The 16,201-nt window shown below is 71.3% G+C and carries 16 protein-coding genes and 1 tRNA gene; 12 read left to right on the top strand and 5 right to left on the bottom strand.

All coding sequences use genetic code 11. From position 1 onward, the window contains the following. Positions 1-19: 19 nt before the first annotated feature. Both AB8735_RS08565 and AB8735_RS08560 read right to left on the bottom strand, forming a co-directional pair. Positions 20-93, bottom strand: a tRNA-Pro gene (locus AB8735_RS08565). A 139-nt stretch (positions 94-232) separates the two neighbouring features. After that, the gene (locus AB8735_RS08560; RefSeq protein ID WP_372406451.1) at positions 233-1,630 is read right to left on the bottom strand and encodes a hypothetical protein; all 1,398 of its coding nucleotides are present in this window, start codon (positions 1,628-1,630) and stop codon (positions 233-235) included. Positions 1,631-1,822: 192 nt separating this feature from the next. Between AB8735_RS08560 and AB8735_RS08555 the strand changes: the two genes are divergently transcribed. The 5 genes from AB8735_RS08555 to AB8735_RS08535 all read left to right on the top strand — a co-directional run bounded on the left by AB8735_RS08555 (position 1,823) and on the right by AB8735_RS08535 (position 7,764). After that, the gene (locus AB8735_RS08555) at positions 1,823-3,016 is read left to right on the top strand and encodes an argininosuccinate synthase (protein ID WP_372406449.1); all 1,194 of its coding nucleotides are present in this window, start codon (positions 1,823-1,825) and stop codon (positions 3,014-3,016) included. Between the two features lie 73 nt (positions 3,017-3,089). After that, positions 3,090-4,523, top strand: coding sequence for an argininosuccinate lyase (gene argH, locus AB8735_RS08550; RefSeq protein WP_372406448.1), 1,434 nt, complete (start codon positions 3,090-3,092; stop codon positions 4,521-4,523). A 95-nt stretch (positions 4,524-4,618) separates the two neighbouring features. Then, on the top strand, positions 4,619-5,167 hold the full coding sequence (locus AB8735_RS08545) for a TetR/AcrR family transcriptional regulator (protein WP_372406446.1): 549 nt from the start codon (positions 4,619-4,621) through the stop codon (positions 5,165-5,167). Then, positions 5,164-6,717, top strand: coding sequence for an MFS transporter (locus AB8735_RS08540; RefSeq protein ID WP_372406443.1), 1,554 nt, complete (start codon positions 5,164-5,166; stop codon positions 6,715-6,717). Before AB8735_RS08545 ends, AB8735_RS08540 begins: the two co-directional genes overlap by 4 nt. A 213-nt stretch (positions 6,718-6,930) precedes the next feature. Continuing rightward, positions 6,931-7,764, top strand: coding sequence for an alpha/beta fold hydrolase (locus AB8735_RS08535; protein WP_344029436.1), 834 nt, complete (start codon positions 6,931-6,933; stop codon positions 7,762-7,764). Between the two features lie 29 nt (positions 7,765-7,793). Here the strand turns inward: AB8735_RS08535 and AB8735_RS08530 are convergent, their stop codons facing one another. Next, positions 7,794-8,471 (bottom strand): lysophospholipid acyltransferase family protein, encoded by a 678-nt coding sequence (locus AB8735_RS08530; RefSeq protein ID WP_344029439.1) that lies wholly within the window; start codon positions 8,469-8,471, stop codon positions 7,794-7,796. A gap of 233 nt (positions 8,472-8,704) precedes the next feature. Here AB8735_RS08530 and AB8735_RS08525 point away from each other — a divergent pair, with 233 nt between their 5' ends. The 3 genes from AB8735_RS08525 (at position 8,705) to AB8735_RS08515 (ending at position 11,057) form a co-directional block, all read left to right on the top strand. Beyond that, complete coding sequence (locus AB8735_RS08525; RefSeq protein WP_372406442.1) at positions 8,705-9,886, top strand: glycerophosphodiester phosphodiesterase; 1,182 nt, start codon at positions 8,705-8,707, stop codon at positions 9,884-9,886. A gap of 89 nt (positions 9,887-9,975) precedes the next feature. Beyond that, positions 9,976-10,512: a sigma-70 family RNA polymerase sigma factor gene (locus AB8735_RS08520; protein ID WP_344029446.1), complete on the top strand. Its 537-nt coding sequence runs from the start codon at positions 9,976-9,978 to the stop codon at positions 10,510-10,512. 59 nt (positions 10,513-10,571) lie between these two features. Further along, positions 10,572-11,057 (top strand): GNAT family N-acetyltransferase, encoded by a 486-nt coding sequence (locus AB8735_RS08515; protein ID WP_372406440.1) that lies wholly within the window; start codon positions 10,572-10,574, stop codon positions 11,055-11,057. A 215-nt stretch (positions 11,058-11,272) separates the two neighbouring features. Here AB8735_RS08515 and AB8735_RS08510 read toward each other — a convergent pair whose 3' ends face one another. Next, on the bottom strand, positions 11,273-11,686 hold the full coding sequence (locus tag AB8735_RS08510) for a hypothetical protein (protein WP_344029452.1): 414 nt from the start codon (positions 11,684-11,686) through the stop codon (positions 11,273-11,275). A 5-nt stretch (positions 11,687-11,691) separates the two neighbouring features. Further along, positions 11,692-12,051 carry a hypothetical protein gene (locus tag AB8735_RS08505; RefSeq protein WP_372406438.1) on the bottom strand — a complete coding sequence of 120 codons (360 nt, stop codon included), beginning with the start codon at positions 12,049-12,051 and terminating at the stop codon, positions 11,692-11,694. A 471-nt stretch (positions 12,052-12,522) separates the two neighbouring features. Here AB8735_RS08505 and AB8735_RS08500 point away from each other — a divergent pair, with 471 nt between their 5' ends. From AB8735_RS08500 to AB8735_RS08485, 4 genes are all read left to right on the top strand, one after another. Further along, positions 12,523-13,578, top strand: coding sequence for a methionine ABC transporter ATP-binding protein (locus AB8735_RS08500; protein WP_372406436.1), 1,056 nt, complete (start codon positions 12,523-12,525; stop codon positions 13,576-13,578). Beyond that, the gene (locus tag AB8735_RS08495; protein WP_344029462.1) at positions 13,575-14,342 is read left to right on the top strand and encodes a methionine ABC transporter permease; all 768 of its coding nucleotides are present in this window, start codon (positions 13,575-13,577) and stop codon (positions 14,340-14,342) included. Before AB8735_RS08500 ends, AB8735_RS08495 begins: the two co-directional genes overlap by 4 nt. A 95-nt stretch (positions 14,343-14,437) precedes the next feature. Beyond that, positions 14,438-15,307, top strand: coding sequence for a MetQ/NlpA family ABC transporter substrate-binding protein (locus AB8735_RS08490; RefSeq protein WP_372406435.1), 870 nt, complete (start codon positions 14,438-14,440; stop codon positions 15,305-15,307). Positions 15,308-15,483: 176 nt separating this feature from the next. Further along, positions 15,484-16,125 (top strand): GNAT family N-acetyltransferase, encoded by a 642-nt coding sequence (locus AB8735_RS08485; protein ID WP_344029467.1) that lies wholly within the window; start codon positions 15,484-15,486, stop codon positions 16,123-16,125. Positions 16,126-16,201: the final 76 nt, after the last annotated feature.

Raw genomic sequence — 16,201 nt, 5'->3', positions numbered from 1 at the left:
AGGAGCCCTTCGTCAACCGTCGGGACGGCGGGATTTGAACCCACGACCCCTTGACCCCCAGTCAAGTGCGCTACCAAGCTGCGCCACGTCCCGGTTTGCCCGTTCCCTCCGGTTTTCTTCCCGGTGGGGCGTGCAGAAAGAAAATATCCTGTTCCGGGCCGTGATCCAAATCCGGGGTCGATCCGGGGCTGATGCGGGGTCCATGCGGGGCCGGTCCGGTGGCGGTCCGGGGTCAGCGGGAGGTGCCGAACAGCCGGCGCAGCAGCGTCGTGCGCGGTGCGACCGGAGGCTCCACGGCCTGCTCCGGCAGGGCGACCGGCTCGGCGCGGGCCGCCTCCGGGGTGTTCTCCGGTGCCGCCTCCGGAAGGGGGCCGTGGGCGGCGAGGGCGGTCAGGGCCCGGACGCGGAGCTTCGGGTCGGGGTCGTCGACGAGGCGGCGCAGGCAGCGGAGCCGGGCCTCCGGGCGGTGGGCCACCAGCAGGCGGAAGGCGGAGACCCGCACGTGCCGGGGCCGGTCGTCCGCCAGCCGCTCGTACAGCCACTCCTCGGGGAGGAGCCGGACGGCCACGGGCTCCAGCGCGCTGGTGGCCTCGCGGACGACGGAGGCCGACGGGTCGTCCAGCAGCGGGACGAGGCGCTCCTGCTTGCCGGTGCCCAGCGTCCGCAGCGCGGCGACGGTCCGGGCGCGCACGGCGGCGCGCGGGTGGTCCAGCAGCGGCCACAGCAGCGCCGCGTCCGCGCGCGTCCCGCTCTCGCCCAGGCCGGCGGGGGCGCCGGGGAGGACGACGGGGGCGGTGCAGGCGGCCCGGTGCAGCGGCAGCGGGTCGATGCCGTGCTGCCGCAGCGCCCAGCGGGCGCAGGCGCGGACGAGGCCGGAGCGGTCGGCGAGGAAACGGGCCGCCTCGTCGGTGTCCCCGGTCCGCTTGAGCGCGGTCACCCCGGCGGCCCGGACCCTCGGGCTCCGGGAGTCGAGCAGCGGCCGCAGGATCCCGGCGTCCTGGACCCGGGCGAGGGCCGCGTCCGCGCAGAGGTCCTGCACGACGGCGTCCCGGTCGGTCGCGGCGATGCGGGCGAGACGGGTGGGGGAGAGGTGGTCCTGCTCGATGGCGGCCCGGTGGCCGAACCGGCGCGCGCCCCGGTCCGGGCTCGCCAGCAGCGCGTCGATCAGCGCGGGGTCGCGGACGGTCTCCGCGAGCAGGGCGCGGGCGTGCCCGCCGTGCCTGCGCCCCGCCGCGCGCAGGGCCACGGCCGTGCCGAGCGCCACGGTCTCCGGCGAGGCCGTCGGCAGTGCCTCGTCCAGCACCTTCCGCGCCTGCTCGCGCACGGGTCCCGCCCAGTCGGCGCAGCGCAGGACGACGAGCGGCAGGAGGGCGGCGGCCCCGGGGTGCCGCAGCGCGGTCTCGCGGACGTGGCCGCTGGGGTGGCAGAGGGCGATCGCGAAGGCCGCGTCGTTGGGCGCCGGTTCCCCCGCGTGCAGCCAGGCCGTGGGCAACTCCTCCCACATCAGGTGCTCCCGCACGCCGTGGTCGAGGGCGACCCAATCGCGCGGATCGACGACGTCGAGCGGAAGGCCGGACCCCGATCGTGCGGCTCGCAGGGCGGTATGGGCCAGGTCGTGCTCGCGGCTCATGGAGGTGCGTCCCGTTTCGGTCGGTTCGATCGCGTGTGTGGTGATCGTAGGCCCGGGGCGGTCCGGGAATCGAACGGTTTTGGGGCGCCCACGGGGTTCCGCGAGGTTCACTCTCCCGAGTCATTGACGAAACATACGGAGCACTGCATAGTTATACCCATCACCGCATGCAATGCACGTAAGGAGAATCCCGTGACCGAGCGCGTCGTACTCGCCTACTCGGGCGGCCTGGACACCTCCGTCGCCATCGGCTGGATCGCCGAGGAGACGGGCGCCGAGGTCATCGCCGTCGCCGTGGACGTCGGCCAGGGCGGCGAGGACCTGGACGTCATCCGCAAGCGCGCGCTCGCCTGCGGTGCGGTGGAGGCGGAGGTCGCCGACGCCAAGGACGAGTTCGCCGAGGAGTACTGCCTCCCGGCGATCAAGGCCAACGCCCTGTACATGGACCGGTATCCGCTGGTCTCCGCCCTCTCGCGGCCCACGATCGTCAAGCACCTCGTCGCCGCGGCGCAGAAGCACGGCGCGACCACCGTCGCCCACGGCTGCACCGGCAAGGGCAACGACCAGGTGCGGTTCGAGGCGGGGATCTCCTCGCTGGCGCCCGACCTGAAGTGCATCGCGCCCGTCCGGGACTACGCGATGACCCGGGACAAGGCCATCGCCTTCTGCGAGGCCAAGGGCCTCCCGATCGCGACGACCAAGAAGTCGCCGTACTCCATCGACCAGAACGTCTTCGGCCGGGCCGTCGAGACCGGCTTCCTGGAGGACATCTGGAACGCCCCGATCGAGGACGTCTACGACTACACGGCCAACCCGGCCACCCCCCGGGACCCCGACGAGGTGGTCGTCACCTTCGAGAAGGGCGTCCCGGTCGCGATCGACGGCCAGGCCGTCACCGTCCTCCAGGCGATCCAGCAGCTCAACGAGCGGGCCGGCGCCCAGGGCATCGGCCGGATCGACATGGTCGAGGACCGGCTGGTGGGCATCAAGTCCCGGGAGATCTACGAGGCGCCCGGCGCCATCGCGCTGATCACCGCCCACCAGGAGCTGGAGAACGTCACCGTCGAGCGCGAACTGGCCCGCTACAAGCGGCAGGTGGAGCAGCGGTGGAGCGAGCTGGTCTACGACGGCCTGTGGTTCTCCCCGCTCAAGCGGGCCCTGGACGGCTTCATCGCCGAGGCCAACGAGCACGTCAACGGCGACATCCGGATGACCCTGCACGGCGGCCGGGCCGTCGTCACCGGCCGGAAGTCCGCCAGCTCGCTCTACGACTTCAACCTCGCCACCTATGACACGGGTGACTCGTTCGACCAGTCGGCGGCGAAGGGCTTCATCGACATCTTCGGCCTGTCGTCGAAGATCGCCGCCAAGCGCGACCTGGCCTGACGAGCGACCGGCCGCCGCTGCGCCCGCCCACGGCGGTCGGTCGCCTCCCCCACCACCCCCGAGGAGCACGCAAGTGAGCAACGGCACCACCGACGACGTCCGGCTCTGGGGCGGCCGCTTCGCCGACGGCCCGGCCGAGGCACTGGCCAAGCTGTCCGCGTCCGTCCACTTCGACTGGCGCCTGGCCCCCTACGACATCGCCGGTTCCCGCGCCCACGCCCGCGTGCTCCACAAGGCGGGCCTGCTGACCGCCGACGAGCTGGAGCGGATGCTCGACGGCCTCGACCGGCTGGAGAAGGACGTCGCCGACGGCACCTTCACCGGCACGATCGCCGACGAGGACGTGCACACCGCCCTGGAGCGCGGCCTGCTGGAGCGGCTCGGCCCCGAGCTCGGCGGCAAGCTGCGCGCCGGCCGCTCGCGCAACGACCAGGTGGCCACGCTCTTCCGGATGTACCTGCGCGACCACGCGCGGATCATCGGCGGGCTGATCACCGACCTCCAGGAGGCGCTCGTCGGCCTCGCCGAGGCGCACGCGGACGTGGCGATGCCCGGCCGCACCCACCTCCAGCACGCCCAGCCGGTGCTCTTCGCGCACCACGTCCTGGCGCACGTCCAGGCGCTGTCGCGGGACGCGGAGCGGCTGCGGCAGTGGGACGGGCGGACGGCGGTCTCCCCGTACGGTTCGGGCGCCCTGGCCGGCAGCAGCCTCGGCCTCGACCCGGAGGCGGTCGCCGCCGACCTCGGCTTCGAGCGTGGCTCGGCCGCCAACTCCATCGACGGCACGGCCGCGCGGGACTTCGTCGCGGAGTTCGCCTTCATCACGGCGATGATCGGCGTCGACCTGTCGAGGATCGCCGAGGAAGTGATCATCTGGAACACGAAGGAGTTCTCCTTCGTCACCCTCCACGACACCTTCTCCACCGGCTCGTCGATCATGCCGCAGAAGAAGAACCCCGACATCGCCGAGCTGGCGCGCGGCAAGTCCGGCCGGCTGATCGGCAACCTCACCGGCCTCATGGCCACCCTCAAGGCCCTGCCGCTCGCCTACAACCGCGACCTCCAGGAGGACAAGGAGCCCGTCTTCGACTCCTGCGACCAGCTGGAGGTCCTGCTCCCGGCCTTCACCGGGATGATGGCGACCCTCACCGTCCACCGCGAGCGGATGGAGGAGCTGGCCCCCGCCGGGTTCTCGCTGGCCACCGACATCGCCGAGTGGCTGGTGCGGCGGGGCGTGCCGTTCCGCGTCGCCCACGAGGTGGCGGGGGAGTGCGTCAAGGAGTGCGAGAAGCACGGCATCGAGCTCGACGGGCTGAGCGACGAGCAGTTCGCCGCGATCTCCCCGCACCTGACCCCCGAGGTCCGCACCGTCCTGGACGTGCCCGGGGCGCTCGCCTCCCGCAGCGGACGCGGGGGCACCGCCCCCTCGGCGGTCGCGGTGCAGCTCACGGAGGTCAAGGCGGACCTGGCCGTCCAGCGGGAGTGGGCCGGCGCACAGCGGTCCTGACGCACAGCGGTCCTGACGCGCGACGCGGCTGACGCGTACGCGACACAGATAACCCGAATGAGACATCACTGTCTCATTCGGGTTATCGTCGTCTCATGAGCCTCGACCGTGAACACGTACTGAGGGCCGCCGCGGCCCTGCTCACCCGCAAGGCCACGGCATCCATGGACGAGATCGCCAAGGCCGCCGGGGTCAGCCGGGCCACCCTCCACCGGCACTTCTCCGGCCGCGACACCCTGGTGCGCGCCCTGGAGGACCACGGCATCGCCGAGTTCGAGCGGGCCCTCGACGAGGCCCGCACGGAGGAGGGCGACGCCGACGAGGCCGTACGCCGGCTGATCGCGCGCTCCGAGCCCGTCGCCGGTTTCCTCGCCTTCCTCTTCACCGAGAACCAGCTCTACGAGGCCGGCATCAACGAGGGCTGGAACCGGCTCGACGTCCGCGTCCAGGGACTCTTCCGGCGCGGCCAGGAGGAGGGCGTCTTCCGCCTCGACCTCTCGCCCGCCTGGCTCACCGAGGCGCTCTACGGGCTGATCGGTGCCGGGGCCTGGGCCGTGCAGGACGGCCGGGTGGCCGCCAAGGACCACACCCGGATGGTCTCCGAGCTGCTGCTCGGCGGCGCGCGGCGGAGGATGGAGCGGTGAGCAGCGAAACGATCACACGGGAGCCCGGGGCCAAGGGGCCGGACGCACCGGGGCGGGGGCGCTGGCTCGCGCTCGCCGTCCTGGTCCTGGCCGTACTGCTGGTGGCCGTGGACGCCACCGTCCTCGGCCTGGCGACGCCGTTCCTCAGCGAGGACCTGCGTCCCTCGGGCACCCAGCTGCTGTGGATCGGTGACGTCTACTCCTTCGTCATCGCCGGTCTGCTGGTCTCCATGGGCAGCCTGGGCGACCGCATCGGGCGGAAGAAGCTGCTGCTGAGCGGTGCCGTGGCCTTCGGCGCGGTCTCGGTGCTCAACGCCTACGCCTCCAGCCCGGAGATGATGATCGCGGCCCGGGCGCTGCTGGGCGTGGCGGGCGCGACGCTGATGCCCTCGACGCTGGCGCTGATCCGCAACCTCTTCCACGATCCGCGCGAGCGCAGCCTCGCCATCGGCATCTGGGGCGCGATGGCCTCGGCCGGCGCGGCGGTGGGTCCGGTGGTCGGCGGGTTCCTGCTGGAGAACTTCTGGTGGGGCTCGGTCTTCCTGATCAATCTGCCGGTGATGGCCGTGCTGGTGCTGGTGGGCGTCAAGCTGCTGCCCGAGTCGCGCGACCCGGCGCCCGGCCCCTGGGACCTGCTGAGCGTCGCGCTGTCGATGGCCGGCATCATCGCCGTCGTCTATGCGATCAAGGAGGGGGCGACGACCGGTGCGAGCCCGGAGGTCGCCGTCGCGGCGGTGATCGGCGTGGGGGCCCTGGCCTGGTTCGTCCGGCGCCAGCTGCGGCTGCCCGCACCCCTGTTGGACATGCGCCTCTTCCGCAACCGGGGCTTCTCCGGCGCGGTGCTGGCCGACCTGCTGACCGTCCTCGGCCTGTCCGGGCTGGTCTTCTTCCTCTCGCAGTTCCTGCAACTGGTGCAGAACCGCGACCCGTTGGAGGCGGGCCTGGCCGAACTCCCGGCGGCCATCGGCGCGGTCACGGCGGGTCTGCTCGCCGGGCAGGCCGCCCGCCGCTGGTCGGTGCGGGGCGTGGTGTCCGGCGGCCTCGCGGCGATCGGCACCGCGCTCGCGGTGCTCTGCTGGCTCTCCACCGGCACCGCCTATCCGCTGCTGGGCGCGGTGCTGCTGGTCGTCGGCGTCGGCGCGGGCTTCTCCTTCACCGTCACCGCCGACGTCATCCTCTCCAGCGTGCCCAAGGAGCAGGCGGGCGCCGCCTCGGCGGTCTCCGAGACGGCGTACGAGCTGGGCGCCGCGCTGGGCATCGCCCTGCTCGGCTCGATCGTCACCGGCGTCTACCGCGGCTTCACGGTGCCCGCGGGCGTCCCGGAGGAGCAGGCGTCCGCGGCGCACGAGTCGCTGGGCGGCGCCGTCAAGGCGGCGGTGACGCTGCCGGCGGACACGGGCTCGGTACTGCTCTCCTCGGCGCAGCACGCCTTCGTCGACGGGCTGCGGATCGCCTCCGGCGTGGGAGCGGCGGTGCTGCTGAGCACGGCGGTGGCGGCGTGGTTCCTGCTGCGCGGGCAGCGGCTCGAAGAGGGCACGGTCGAGCACTGACCGAGTACTGACCGAGCGCTGAGCGGCACAGGGCTCAGATGAGCTAACCCCACAGGGGCCGGGGCGGCAAGCCCCGGCCCCTGTGACATTTGCCGAGAGCAAGTTCTCTTGACGGCATCCTTATGCGGGCGCAAATATCGCGGCTACCGGTCGGTATTGCCGAACGCGGTTCGACAAGATCCTTGAGATTCCTCGTGCGGAAGGAACCCCCTCATGCGTCTGCGCGCCAGAGTCAGGCTGCTGCTCGCCGCCGCGGCCACCGCCGCCCTCACCTTCACGGGCATGTCGGCCGCGCCGACGGCCTCCGCCTCGATCCTCGACATCCCGCCGAAGGGTGCCAACGACTGGTCCTGCAAGCCGGATTCGGCCCACCCCCAGCCGGTTGTGCTGGTCAACGGCACCTTCAAGCTGATGGCCGAGAACTGGGCCAAGCTCTCCCCGAAGCTGAAGGAGAAGGGCTACTGCGTCTTCGCCTTCAACTACGGCCACATGGAGACCGACCCCATCCCGCAGGCGGCGGCCGAGCTGCGCGACTTCGTGGAGGCGGTGCGCGGCGCGACCGGCGCGGCCAAGGTCGACATCGTCGGCCACAGCCAGGGCGGCATGATGCCCCGCTACTACGTCAAGTTCCTCGGCGGCGCCGACAAGGTGGACGACCTCATCGGCATCGTCCCCTCCAACCACGGCACCAAGAACCCGCTGGCGATCCCGGCCGGTTACACCTTCTGCCCGTCCTGCCTCGACCAGCGGGTCGGCTCCGACCTGCTGAAGAAGCTCAACGAGGGCGAGGAGACCCCGGCCGGGCCGGACTACACCGTCATCACCACCCGGCACGACGAGGTCGTCATCCCCTACACCAGCGCCCTGCTGAGCGGCCCGAAGGAGCACCTGACCAACGTCGTGCTCCAGGACAAGTGTCCGCTCGACCCGTTCATGCACGACCAGGCGACCAAGGACCCGGTCGTCCACCAGTGGGTGCTGAACGCCCTGGAGCACAAGGGCCCCGCCGACCCGGGCTTCCAGCCGCGGTGCCTCGGCGGGGCGTGATCCCTCGCGATCCCTCGCGAACCGTCGGGTCAGGCGGCCTTCGACGCCCGCGCCTTGGTGGCGTAGACGTCCACGTACTCCTGGCCCGACAGCCGCATCACGTGGCTCATCACCTCGTCGGTGACGGCGCGCAGCACATAGCGGTCGCGGTCCATGCCCTCGTAGCGGGAGAAGTCCAGCTGCTCGCCGAAGCGCACCGTCACCGGCGCGATGCGCGGCAGGCCCTTGCCGCTCGGCTGCACCTTGTCGGTGCCGACCATCGCGAACGGGACGACCGGCGCGCCGGTCATCAGCGCGAGCCGGGCGATGCCGGTGCGGCCGCGGTACAGCCGGCCGTCGGGGGAGCGGGTGCCCTCGGGGTAGATGGCGAAGATCTTGCCCTCGTCCAGCACCCGGCGGCCCGTCATCAGGGCCGCGACGCCGCCGTGACCGCCGTCCCGGTCCACCGGGATCATCCCGGAGGCGCCGAAGAACCAGGCCATCAGCCGTCCCTTGAGGCCCTTGCCCGTCACGTACTCGTCCTTGCCGATGAAGAACACCTGGCGCTTGACCACCAGCGCGAGGAAGAGCGAGTCGATGAACGTGACGTGGTTCCCGGCGAGGATGACCGGTCCGCTGCCGGGGATGCGCTCCATGCCCTCGACCGTGGGGCGGTACAGGACGCGCATGAGCAGTCCGAGGAACGCCTTGAGCAGGATGCGGGACAACGGATCCTCCGGGTCGGTGTGTGCGGGCGGACGGGCCGGGTGGCGCTTGAGGACGATACTCGCGGGTACGAGTGCGCCGCACGCCGGGTTAACCGACTCGATACGCAGTGTTGACGTGAGTTTTCACTCCGTTTCGGCACAGGCCTTCTGTACGAAAGACGGACGCACCTACGATCTGCGCGTCCGAACAGGAGCCGGAACTACCGGCTCCGCATCACGAGGAGCGACATCACATGCAGCAGGAGCAGCGGCCGGGCAGGCGGATGGTACTGGGGGCCGCGGCGGCTCTCGGCGCGGGAGCCGTCGCCCTCGGCGGCGGCGCCGGCACGGCGGCGGCCGCGGCGGCCCCGGCCGCCGCACGCGGGCGCGGACACGGCGGTCACTTCCGTGACCTGCCGGTCCCCACCGTCATCGGCCACCGCGGCGCCAGCGGCTACCGCCCCGAACACACCCTCGGCTCCTACCAGTTCGCCCTGGACAACGGCGCGGACGTCATCGAGCAGGACGTCGTCCCCACCAAGGACGGCCACCTCGTCTGCCGCCACGAGAACGACATCACCGGCACCACCGATGTCTCCTCCCGCCCCGAGTTCGCCTCCCGCAAGACCACCAAGACCGTGGACGGCGAGGCCCACACCGGCTGGTTCACCGAGGACTTCACGCTCGCCGAGCTGAAGACCCTGCGCGCCAAGGAGCGTCTGCCGCAGTTCCGCCAGCACAACACCATGTACGACGGCCGCTGGTCCGTGCCCACCTTCGAAGAGGTCCTCAAGTGGGCCGAACAGCAGGGCCGCAAGCGCGGCCGGCGTATCTGGCTGCACGTCGAGACCAAGCACCCCACCTACTTCCGCAAGCTGGGCCTGGGCCTGGAGGAGCGGCTCGCCAAGCTGCTGCGCCGGTACGGGCGGGCCGGGCGCGACGGCCACACCTTCCTCCAGTCCTTCGAGCCGAGCAGCCTCCAGCGGCTGGGCCGCCTCGGCGTCGACGGTCCCAAGATCCTTCTCCTGGACGACCTGCCCGTCCGCCCCTGGGACTTCGTCGAGGCCAAGGACCCGCGCACGACCCGCGACCTGATCACGCCCAAGGGCCTGAAGTGGGTCGCCGGCTTCGCCGACGGCATCGGCCCCTGGCTCGACACGATCATCCCCCGGGACAAGGACGGCAGGCTCACCAAGCCCACCACGCTGGTGCGCGACGCCCACGCCGCCGGGCTGATCCTCCACCCGTACACCATGCGCAACGAGAACAACTTCCTGCCCGCCGACTTCCGGCGCGGCACCGACCCCGCCGCGTACGGCGACGCCTTCGGCGCCTTCAAGACGTACTTCGCCACCGGCATCGACGGCATCTTCTCCGACAACTGCGACACCGCGGTGCTCGCGCGGGACGCGTTCCTGGCAGGACGCAAGGGCTGACGAGTCAGCTCACGACGGTTGCCGACACGGAAGGGTGATGCCCCTCCGCGTCGGCAACCGGCGGATCACGGGCCCACGTCCCGCCGGACATGACACCGAACGACCTCCTCACCTCGCTGCGCCCGCTGCTGGCCGCGGAATGCGCCGCGGAGGCCCCGGCGGCCGGCGTGGACGCGGCCGACCTCGAACAGGCCGTCTGGGTCCGGCTGCTGAGCGAGGGATGCGCCGCCCCGGTGGAGCGGGACCGGGGGCGGCGGTTACGCGCAGCGGTACGGGCCGAGGCCCGCGCCGCGCGCCGGCACACCCGGCGCGAGGTGCCCTACGACCCGACCGCCGACGAACCGGCCGGCCCGGCCGCGGCGTCGGAGTCCGGGGTGGAACGGGCCGTCCTGGCCGCCGAGTCGGGGCGCGAACTGCGCGCCGCGGTCCGCCGGCTGCCCGGCCGCTGCCCCGGCCTGATGCGGGCACTGCTCTCCTCCGGCGACCCGACCTACCGAGAAATCGCAGGGGAGTTGGGTATCTCACAAGGATCTCTGGGGCCCATCCGTTCCCGATGCCTGGGATGCCTGCGCAGAATGCTCACGGCGGCGATTGCGGTTCCTGACCCCGGGGGAAAGGAGCGATAGGCCCGTTGGGCCGTTGGGCAACACGCGCCACGGAAGGCGACCAGGGGAGGCATGCGCACATGGGCATGAGCGTGACCATCGCGACGGCGGGCGAGGACGACGCCGAACAGATCCTCAAGCTCCAGTACCTCTGCTACCAAGGGGAGGCGGAGCTCTACGGCGACTACTCCATCGCGCCGCTCACCCAGAGCCTGGCCGCGCTCCGGGCCGAACTGGCCGCCGGATGCGTCCTGGTGGCCCGGCTCGGGGACGAGGTCGTCGGCTCGGTCCGCGCCTCCGTCGACACGTCCGGGGTCGCGACGCTCGCCGCCCTCATCGTGCACCCGCGGCTGCGCCGGCACGGTCTTGGGGGCCGACTGCTGGCCGCCGTCGAGGAGCGCCTGGCCGCGGAGCACTCCGCACAGCACTTCCGCGTGTCGGTCGGCCGCCGTAGCGAGGTCGCGCTGCGGTTGTGCCGGGGGCGGGGGTATGCCGCGACGGCCGGCGCGGAGCAGGGCCTGGTGACGCTGGAGAAGGCGGTGGAGGCCCCGGCGTACGCGGGCTGATCGCCGTATGGAGTGTGCCCCGGTCCCTCTCCCAGAGGGGGCACCCCCATTTCACCGTTTCTTGCGCGCTCCGCGCGGGTGTCCTCAAGCGCCGGACGGGCTGAAATTCAGCCCGTCCGGCGCTTGAGGACAGCGCCCGAAGGGCGCTTGGGGTCCGGGGTCTCCCCGGAAGAAACGGTGAAAGGGCGGGACCGGGGCAAAAACCCAACGCGGCCCTACCGGGCCGCAGCCGCCTTCCGCAACCACACCATCGCCGTCACCGGCAGGATCACGGGGATGAACAGGTAGCCCATGCCGTAGTCCGACCACACCGTCGCATCCGGGAACGACGACGGCGAAACCAGCGTCCACGTGCCAACGGTCAGTACCCCGAGCAGCTCCAGCACACAGCACACCAAGGCCGCCCGCCGCGCCGTTTCGCCCCCGCGTACGAGCGAGTACGTGATGAACGCGTACACAAGGGCGGCCGCCGCCGACAGCGAGTACGCCAACGGCGCATGCCCGAAGTGCAGCGCCATCTGCACGATCGACCGCGACGCCGCGGCCACCGTGAACACCCCGTACACCCAGACCAGCAGCCGCCCGGGCCCCTTCCCCAGACCCGCGCCGCTCTCGACGGACTCGGTCACAGTCGTCACCCTCCCCAGATGTCGTAGAGCCGCACCTGCAGCACACCGAGCACCACCGCGCCGGCCGCCACCGTGGCCGAACCCCAGCGGGTCCGCTCGGTGAGCGACACGAAGCCGGCGCCCGGGACGCAGGCCGCCGCGCCCAGCAGATAGGCGACGAAGATGGCCGTCCCCTTGGCGGGCTGCTCGCCGCGGCTCAGCTGCACCACACCGATGACCAGCTGCACGAGGGCGAGCACGGAGACGACGGCCATGCCGATGAAGTGCCAGTCCTTGGTGGACTGGTCGCGGTAGAAGGCGTGGCCGCACCAGGCGGCGAGCGCGAGGGCGGCCAGACCGACCACGAGCGTCAGGGCGTCGATCACCGTGACCCCCGGGCGGCACGTGCGGCACGTGCGGACGAGACAGGCATGGAACGACTTTAGACCGCGCCTGTGACAGTCCGGCCCCCGGCCCGGGCGTCCACATTTCAGCCATCCATGTCCATCATTCGGACAACCTTTACTCATTCGCTCACGTGTCTGTTTTACTTGCCCGCATGACCACGACGAGCACCCGCTTTCTTGCGACCGAGGCGATGACGACGCCCGGTGCTGCTCGTTGCATGTGTCGAATGTGTGACCGCTGAGGGCCCCCGTTCTGAGCCTCGCGCCCCGAAGCGAGACCCGAAGAGCCCGCGTCCGACGAAGGACGGCGCGCTCTCCTCCCTCCGCGACACCGGAACCCCCGAGCCGCGCGCCATCGGCGCCCCGGGGATCCCCAATGCCGCGTTTCCGCAATGAATTCCCGTGCGTCGGCACCCCACTGCCGCGCACTCGACAGTGACGGAATCCCCTGTGATCACCACCAAGGGCCTGACAAAGGTCTACCGCTCACGCGGCCGCGAGGTCACCGCCCTCGACGGCGTCGATCTGCACGTGCGCGAAGGCGAGGTGTACGGCGTCGTCGGACAGAGCGGCGCCGGCAAATCGACCCTCATCCGCTGCGTCAACCTCCTGGAGCGTCCCACCTCCGGCACGGTCACCGTCGCCGGTCAGGACCTCACGGCGCTCGCCGGCCGGGGCCAACGCGCCGGAGCCGAGCTCCGCCGGGCACGCAGCAGCATCGGCATGATCTTCCAGCACTTCAACCTGCTGTCCTCGCGGACCGTCCAGTCCAACGTCGAGCTGCCGCTGGAGATCCTCGGCCTCTCCGGCAAGGAGCGCTCCCGCAAGGCCCTGGCGCTCCTCGACCTCGTCGGCCTCGCCGACAAGGCCAAGGCCTACCCGGGCCAGCTCTCCGGCGGCCAGAAGCAGCGCGTCGGCATCGCCCGCGCCCTGGCCGGCGACCCCAAGGTGCTGCTCTCCGACGAGTCGACGTCCGCGCTCGACCCGGAGACCACCCGCTCGATCCTCCAGCTGCTGCGCGACCTCAACCAGCAGCTCGGCCTGACCGTCCTCCTCATCACGCACCAGATGGAGGTCGTCAAGACCATCTGCGACTCCGCGGCGCTGATGAAGGGCGGCCGCGTGGTGGAGCACGGCACCGTCGCCGAGCTCCTCGCGCAGCCCGGCTCCGAGCTGGCGGCCGAGCTCTTCCCCGTGGGCGGCGAGCCCTCCGGTCCCGACCGCACCGTCGTGGACGTCACCTTCCACGGCGACGCGGCCACCCAGCCGGTCATCTCCCAGCTGTCCCGCACGTACAACATCGACATCTCGATCCTGGGCGCCGCCATGGACACCGTCGGCGGCAAGCAGGTCGGCCGGATGCGCATCGAGCTGCCCGGCCGCTTCGAGGAGAACGTCGTCCCGATCGGCTTCCTGCGCGAGCAGGGCCTCCAGGTCGAGGTGGCGCCCGTGCACACCGGCGAGGCGGCCACCGCCGACGCCCTCCTCAAGGAAGGTGCCAAGTGACCTGGAACGAGATGCAGCCACTGCTGCGCGACGCCTGTCTCGACACCCTCTTCATGGTGTGGTGGTCGGCCGTGTGGACCGTCATCGGCGGCCTGCCGCTGGGCGTCCTGCTCTACCTCACCGACCGCGGCGCCCTGCTGCAGAACGTCGTGGTCAACAAGGTCGTCGGCGTCGTCGTCAACATCGCCCGGTCCGTGCCCTTCATCATCCTGATCGTCTGGCTGATCCCCTTCAGCCGGATGGTGATCGGCACCTCCATCGGCCCCAGCGCCGCCGTGGTGGCCCTGACCATCGGCGCCATCCCGTTCTTCGCCCGGCTGGTGGAGACCTCGCTGCGCGAGGTCGACCACGGGCTGATCGAGGCCGTGCAGTCGATGGGCGGCGGCACCTGGACCGTGATCTTCAAGGTCCTGCTCCCGCAGGCCCTGGCCTCCCTGGTCGCCGGCCTCACCACCACCGTCATCGCCCTCATCGGCTACTCCGCGATGGCCGGTGCCGTCGGCGGCGGCGGGCTCGGCCAGGTCGCCATCAACTACGGCTACCAGCGCCAGGAGCACGGGCTGATGAACATCACCATCGTGCTGCTCGTCGTCCTCGTCGCGATCGTCCAGCTCGCCGGCGACCTGACCGTACGCCGCCTCGCCCGCCGCACCGGCCGCCAGGCCGCACCGGCCGGACTGCGGCGCCTGCGCCCCGCGAAGCAGGCCGCCGTGCCCGCGCAGCGGAGCGCCGACGAGCCGAAGGCGGCCGTCGAAACCCCCTGAACCGCCGGGGCCCTTCGCCGGCCCCGAGGAAACACCACGAGCCCGGACCCTTTGCCGGGTGGCAACACCTCGTGAGAACAAGAAAGGCACTCTTCGTGCGTACCACCGTCAAGCTCTCCGCCGCCCTCGCGGCCGCCGCCGCGCTCACCCTCGGCCTGAGCGCCTGCAGCGCCCCCTCCGACACCTCCGCGTCCTCCACCAAGAAGGGCAAGGACGCCGACCCCACCGCCAAGCTCGTCATCGCGGCCAGCCCCACCCCGCACGGCGACATCCTCAACTTCGTCCGCGACCACCTCGCGGAGAAGAACGGCCTGAAGCTGGAGGTGAAGGAGTACAACGACTACAACGTGCCCAACACCGCCGTCCAGAGCGGTGAGATCGACGGCAACTTCTTCCAGCACAAGCCGTACCTCGACGACTTCAACAAGAAGAACAAGACCGACATCGTCCCGGTCGTCAACGTCGAGATCGAGCCGCTCGGCCTCTACTCGAAGAAGGTCAAGAACCTCTCCGAGCTCGGTGACGGCTCCACCATCGCCGTGCCCAACGACGCCACCAACGAGGGCCGCGCCCTCAAGCTGCTGGCCGACCACAAGATCATCGAGCTCAAGGACGGCGTCGGCTCCTCCGCCACCCTCAAGGACATCAAGGACGCCAAGGGCGTCAAGTTCACCGAGCTGGAGGCGTCCCAGATCCCGCCCCGCCTCGGCGACGTGGACGCCGCGATCATCAACGGCAACTTCGCCATCGGCGCCAAGCTCAACCCCTCCAAGGACTCCCTCGCCCTGGAGAAGGCCGACGGCAACCCCTACGCCAACTTCCTCGCCGTGAAGAAGGGCAACGAGCAGGACCCGCGCATCGTCAAGCTCGCCAAGCTGCTCAACTCCGACGAGGTCAAGAAGTTCATCGAGGAGAAGTTCAGCAACGGCGCCGTCATCCCCGCCTTTGGTGCCGTCAAGAGCTGACACCTTGTAACCTCAGCCGTCTCGGCGGCCGCAGGCCCCGCACACGCCACGCTGCGTGCGCGGGGCCGCCGCGCTCGGCGCACCCATAAGGTCATACGGCATGCTGGGTGCCCCGAGACCGGCCCGGTCGCCCGGACGGCACCGAGCCCACCCCGCCCCCGGCGTTGGAGCAGCGCATGACTTCCACCTTTCCGGACATCTCCATCAGTACGGACCGGCTGGTGCTGCGCCCGTTCGACGCGACGGACGTCCCCGCGCTCACGGAGATGATGAACGACGAGCTCATCACCGCGTGGACGTCCGCCCCCCACCCCTTCACCACCGCCGACGCCCGCGACTGGGCCCTGCGCACCGCCCCCGCGGAACGCCTCTCGGGACGCGGAATCGTCTTTGCGGTCACCGAGTTCCTCACCCACCGCCTCGTCGGCACCGTGCGCCTCCACCACACCGACTGGCGCACCCTGTCCACCGAGGTCGCCTACGTCACCGCCCCCTGGGCCCGCGGCGAGGGCTACGCCTGCGAATCCGTCCTGGCCGTCGCCCGCTGGCTGTTCCGCGACCAGAAGTTCGAACGCCTGGAACTGCGCACCGCCGCCGACAACACCGCCTCCCAGCAGGTCGCCCAGAAGATCGGCAGCATCAGCGAGGGCGTCCTGCGCAACGCCTGGATAGCCCGCAGCCGCACGGAGGACGGCGGCTGGACGGACATCCGCAGCGACCTCATCGTCTGGAGCCTGCTCCCCGAGGACCTCGACGAGGTACGCGCCCCGCAGACCGGCAGCACCGGATACGCCGCCGCGTTCCACAGCTGGCGCTGACGACAGCCGGCGCGGACGACCCCGCGCGCGCCCGTGCGCCCCGCGGCCGGACGGTGGTCCGGACCTGCCGGGGTAC

The sequence above is a fragment of the Streptomyces luteireticuli genome, from assembly GCF_041519305.1.
Classification (GTDB): domain Bacteria; phylum Actinomycetota; class Actinomycetes; order Streptomycetales; family Streptomycetaceae; genus Streptomyces; species Streptomyces luteireticuli.
This window is presented reverse-complemented; position numbering and strand designations above follow the sequence as displayed.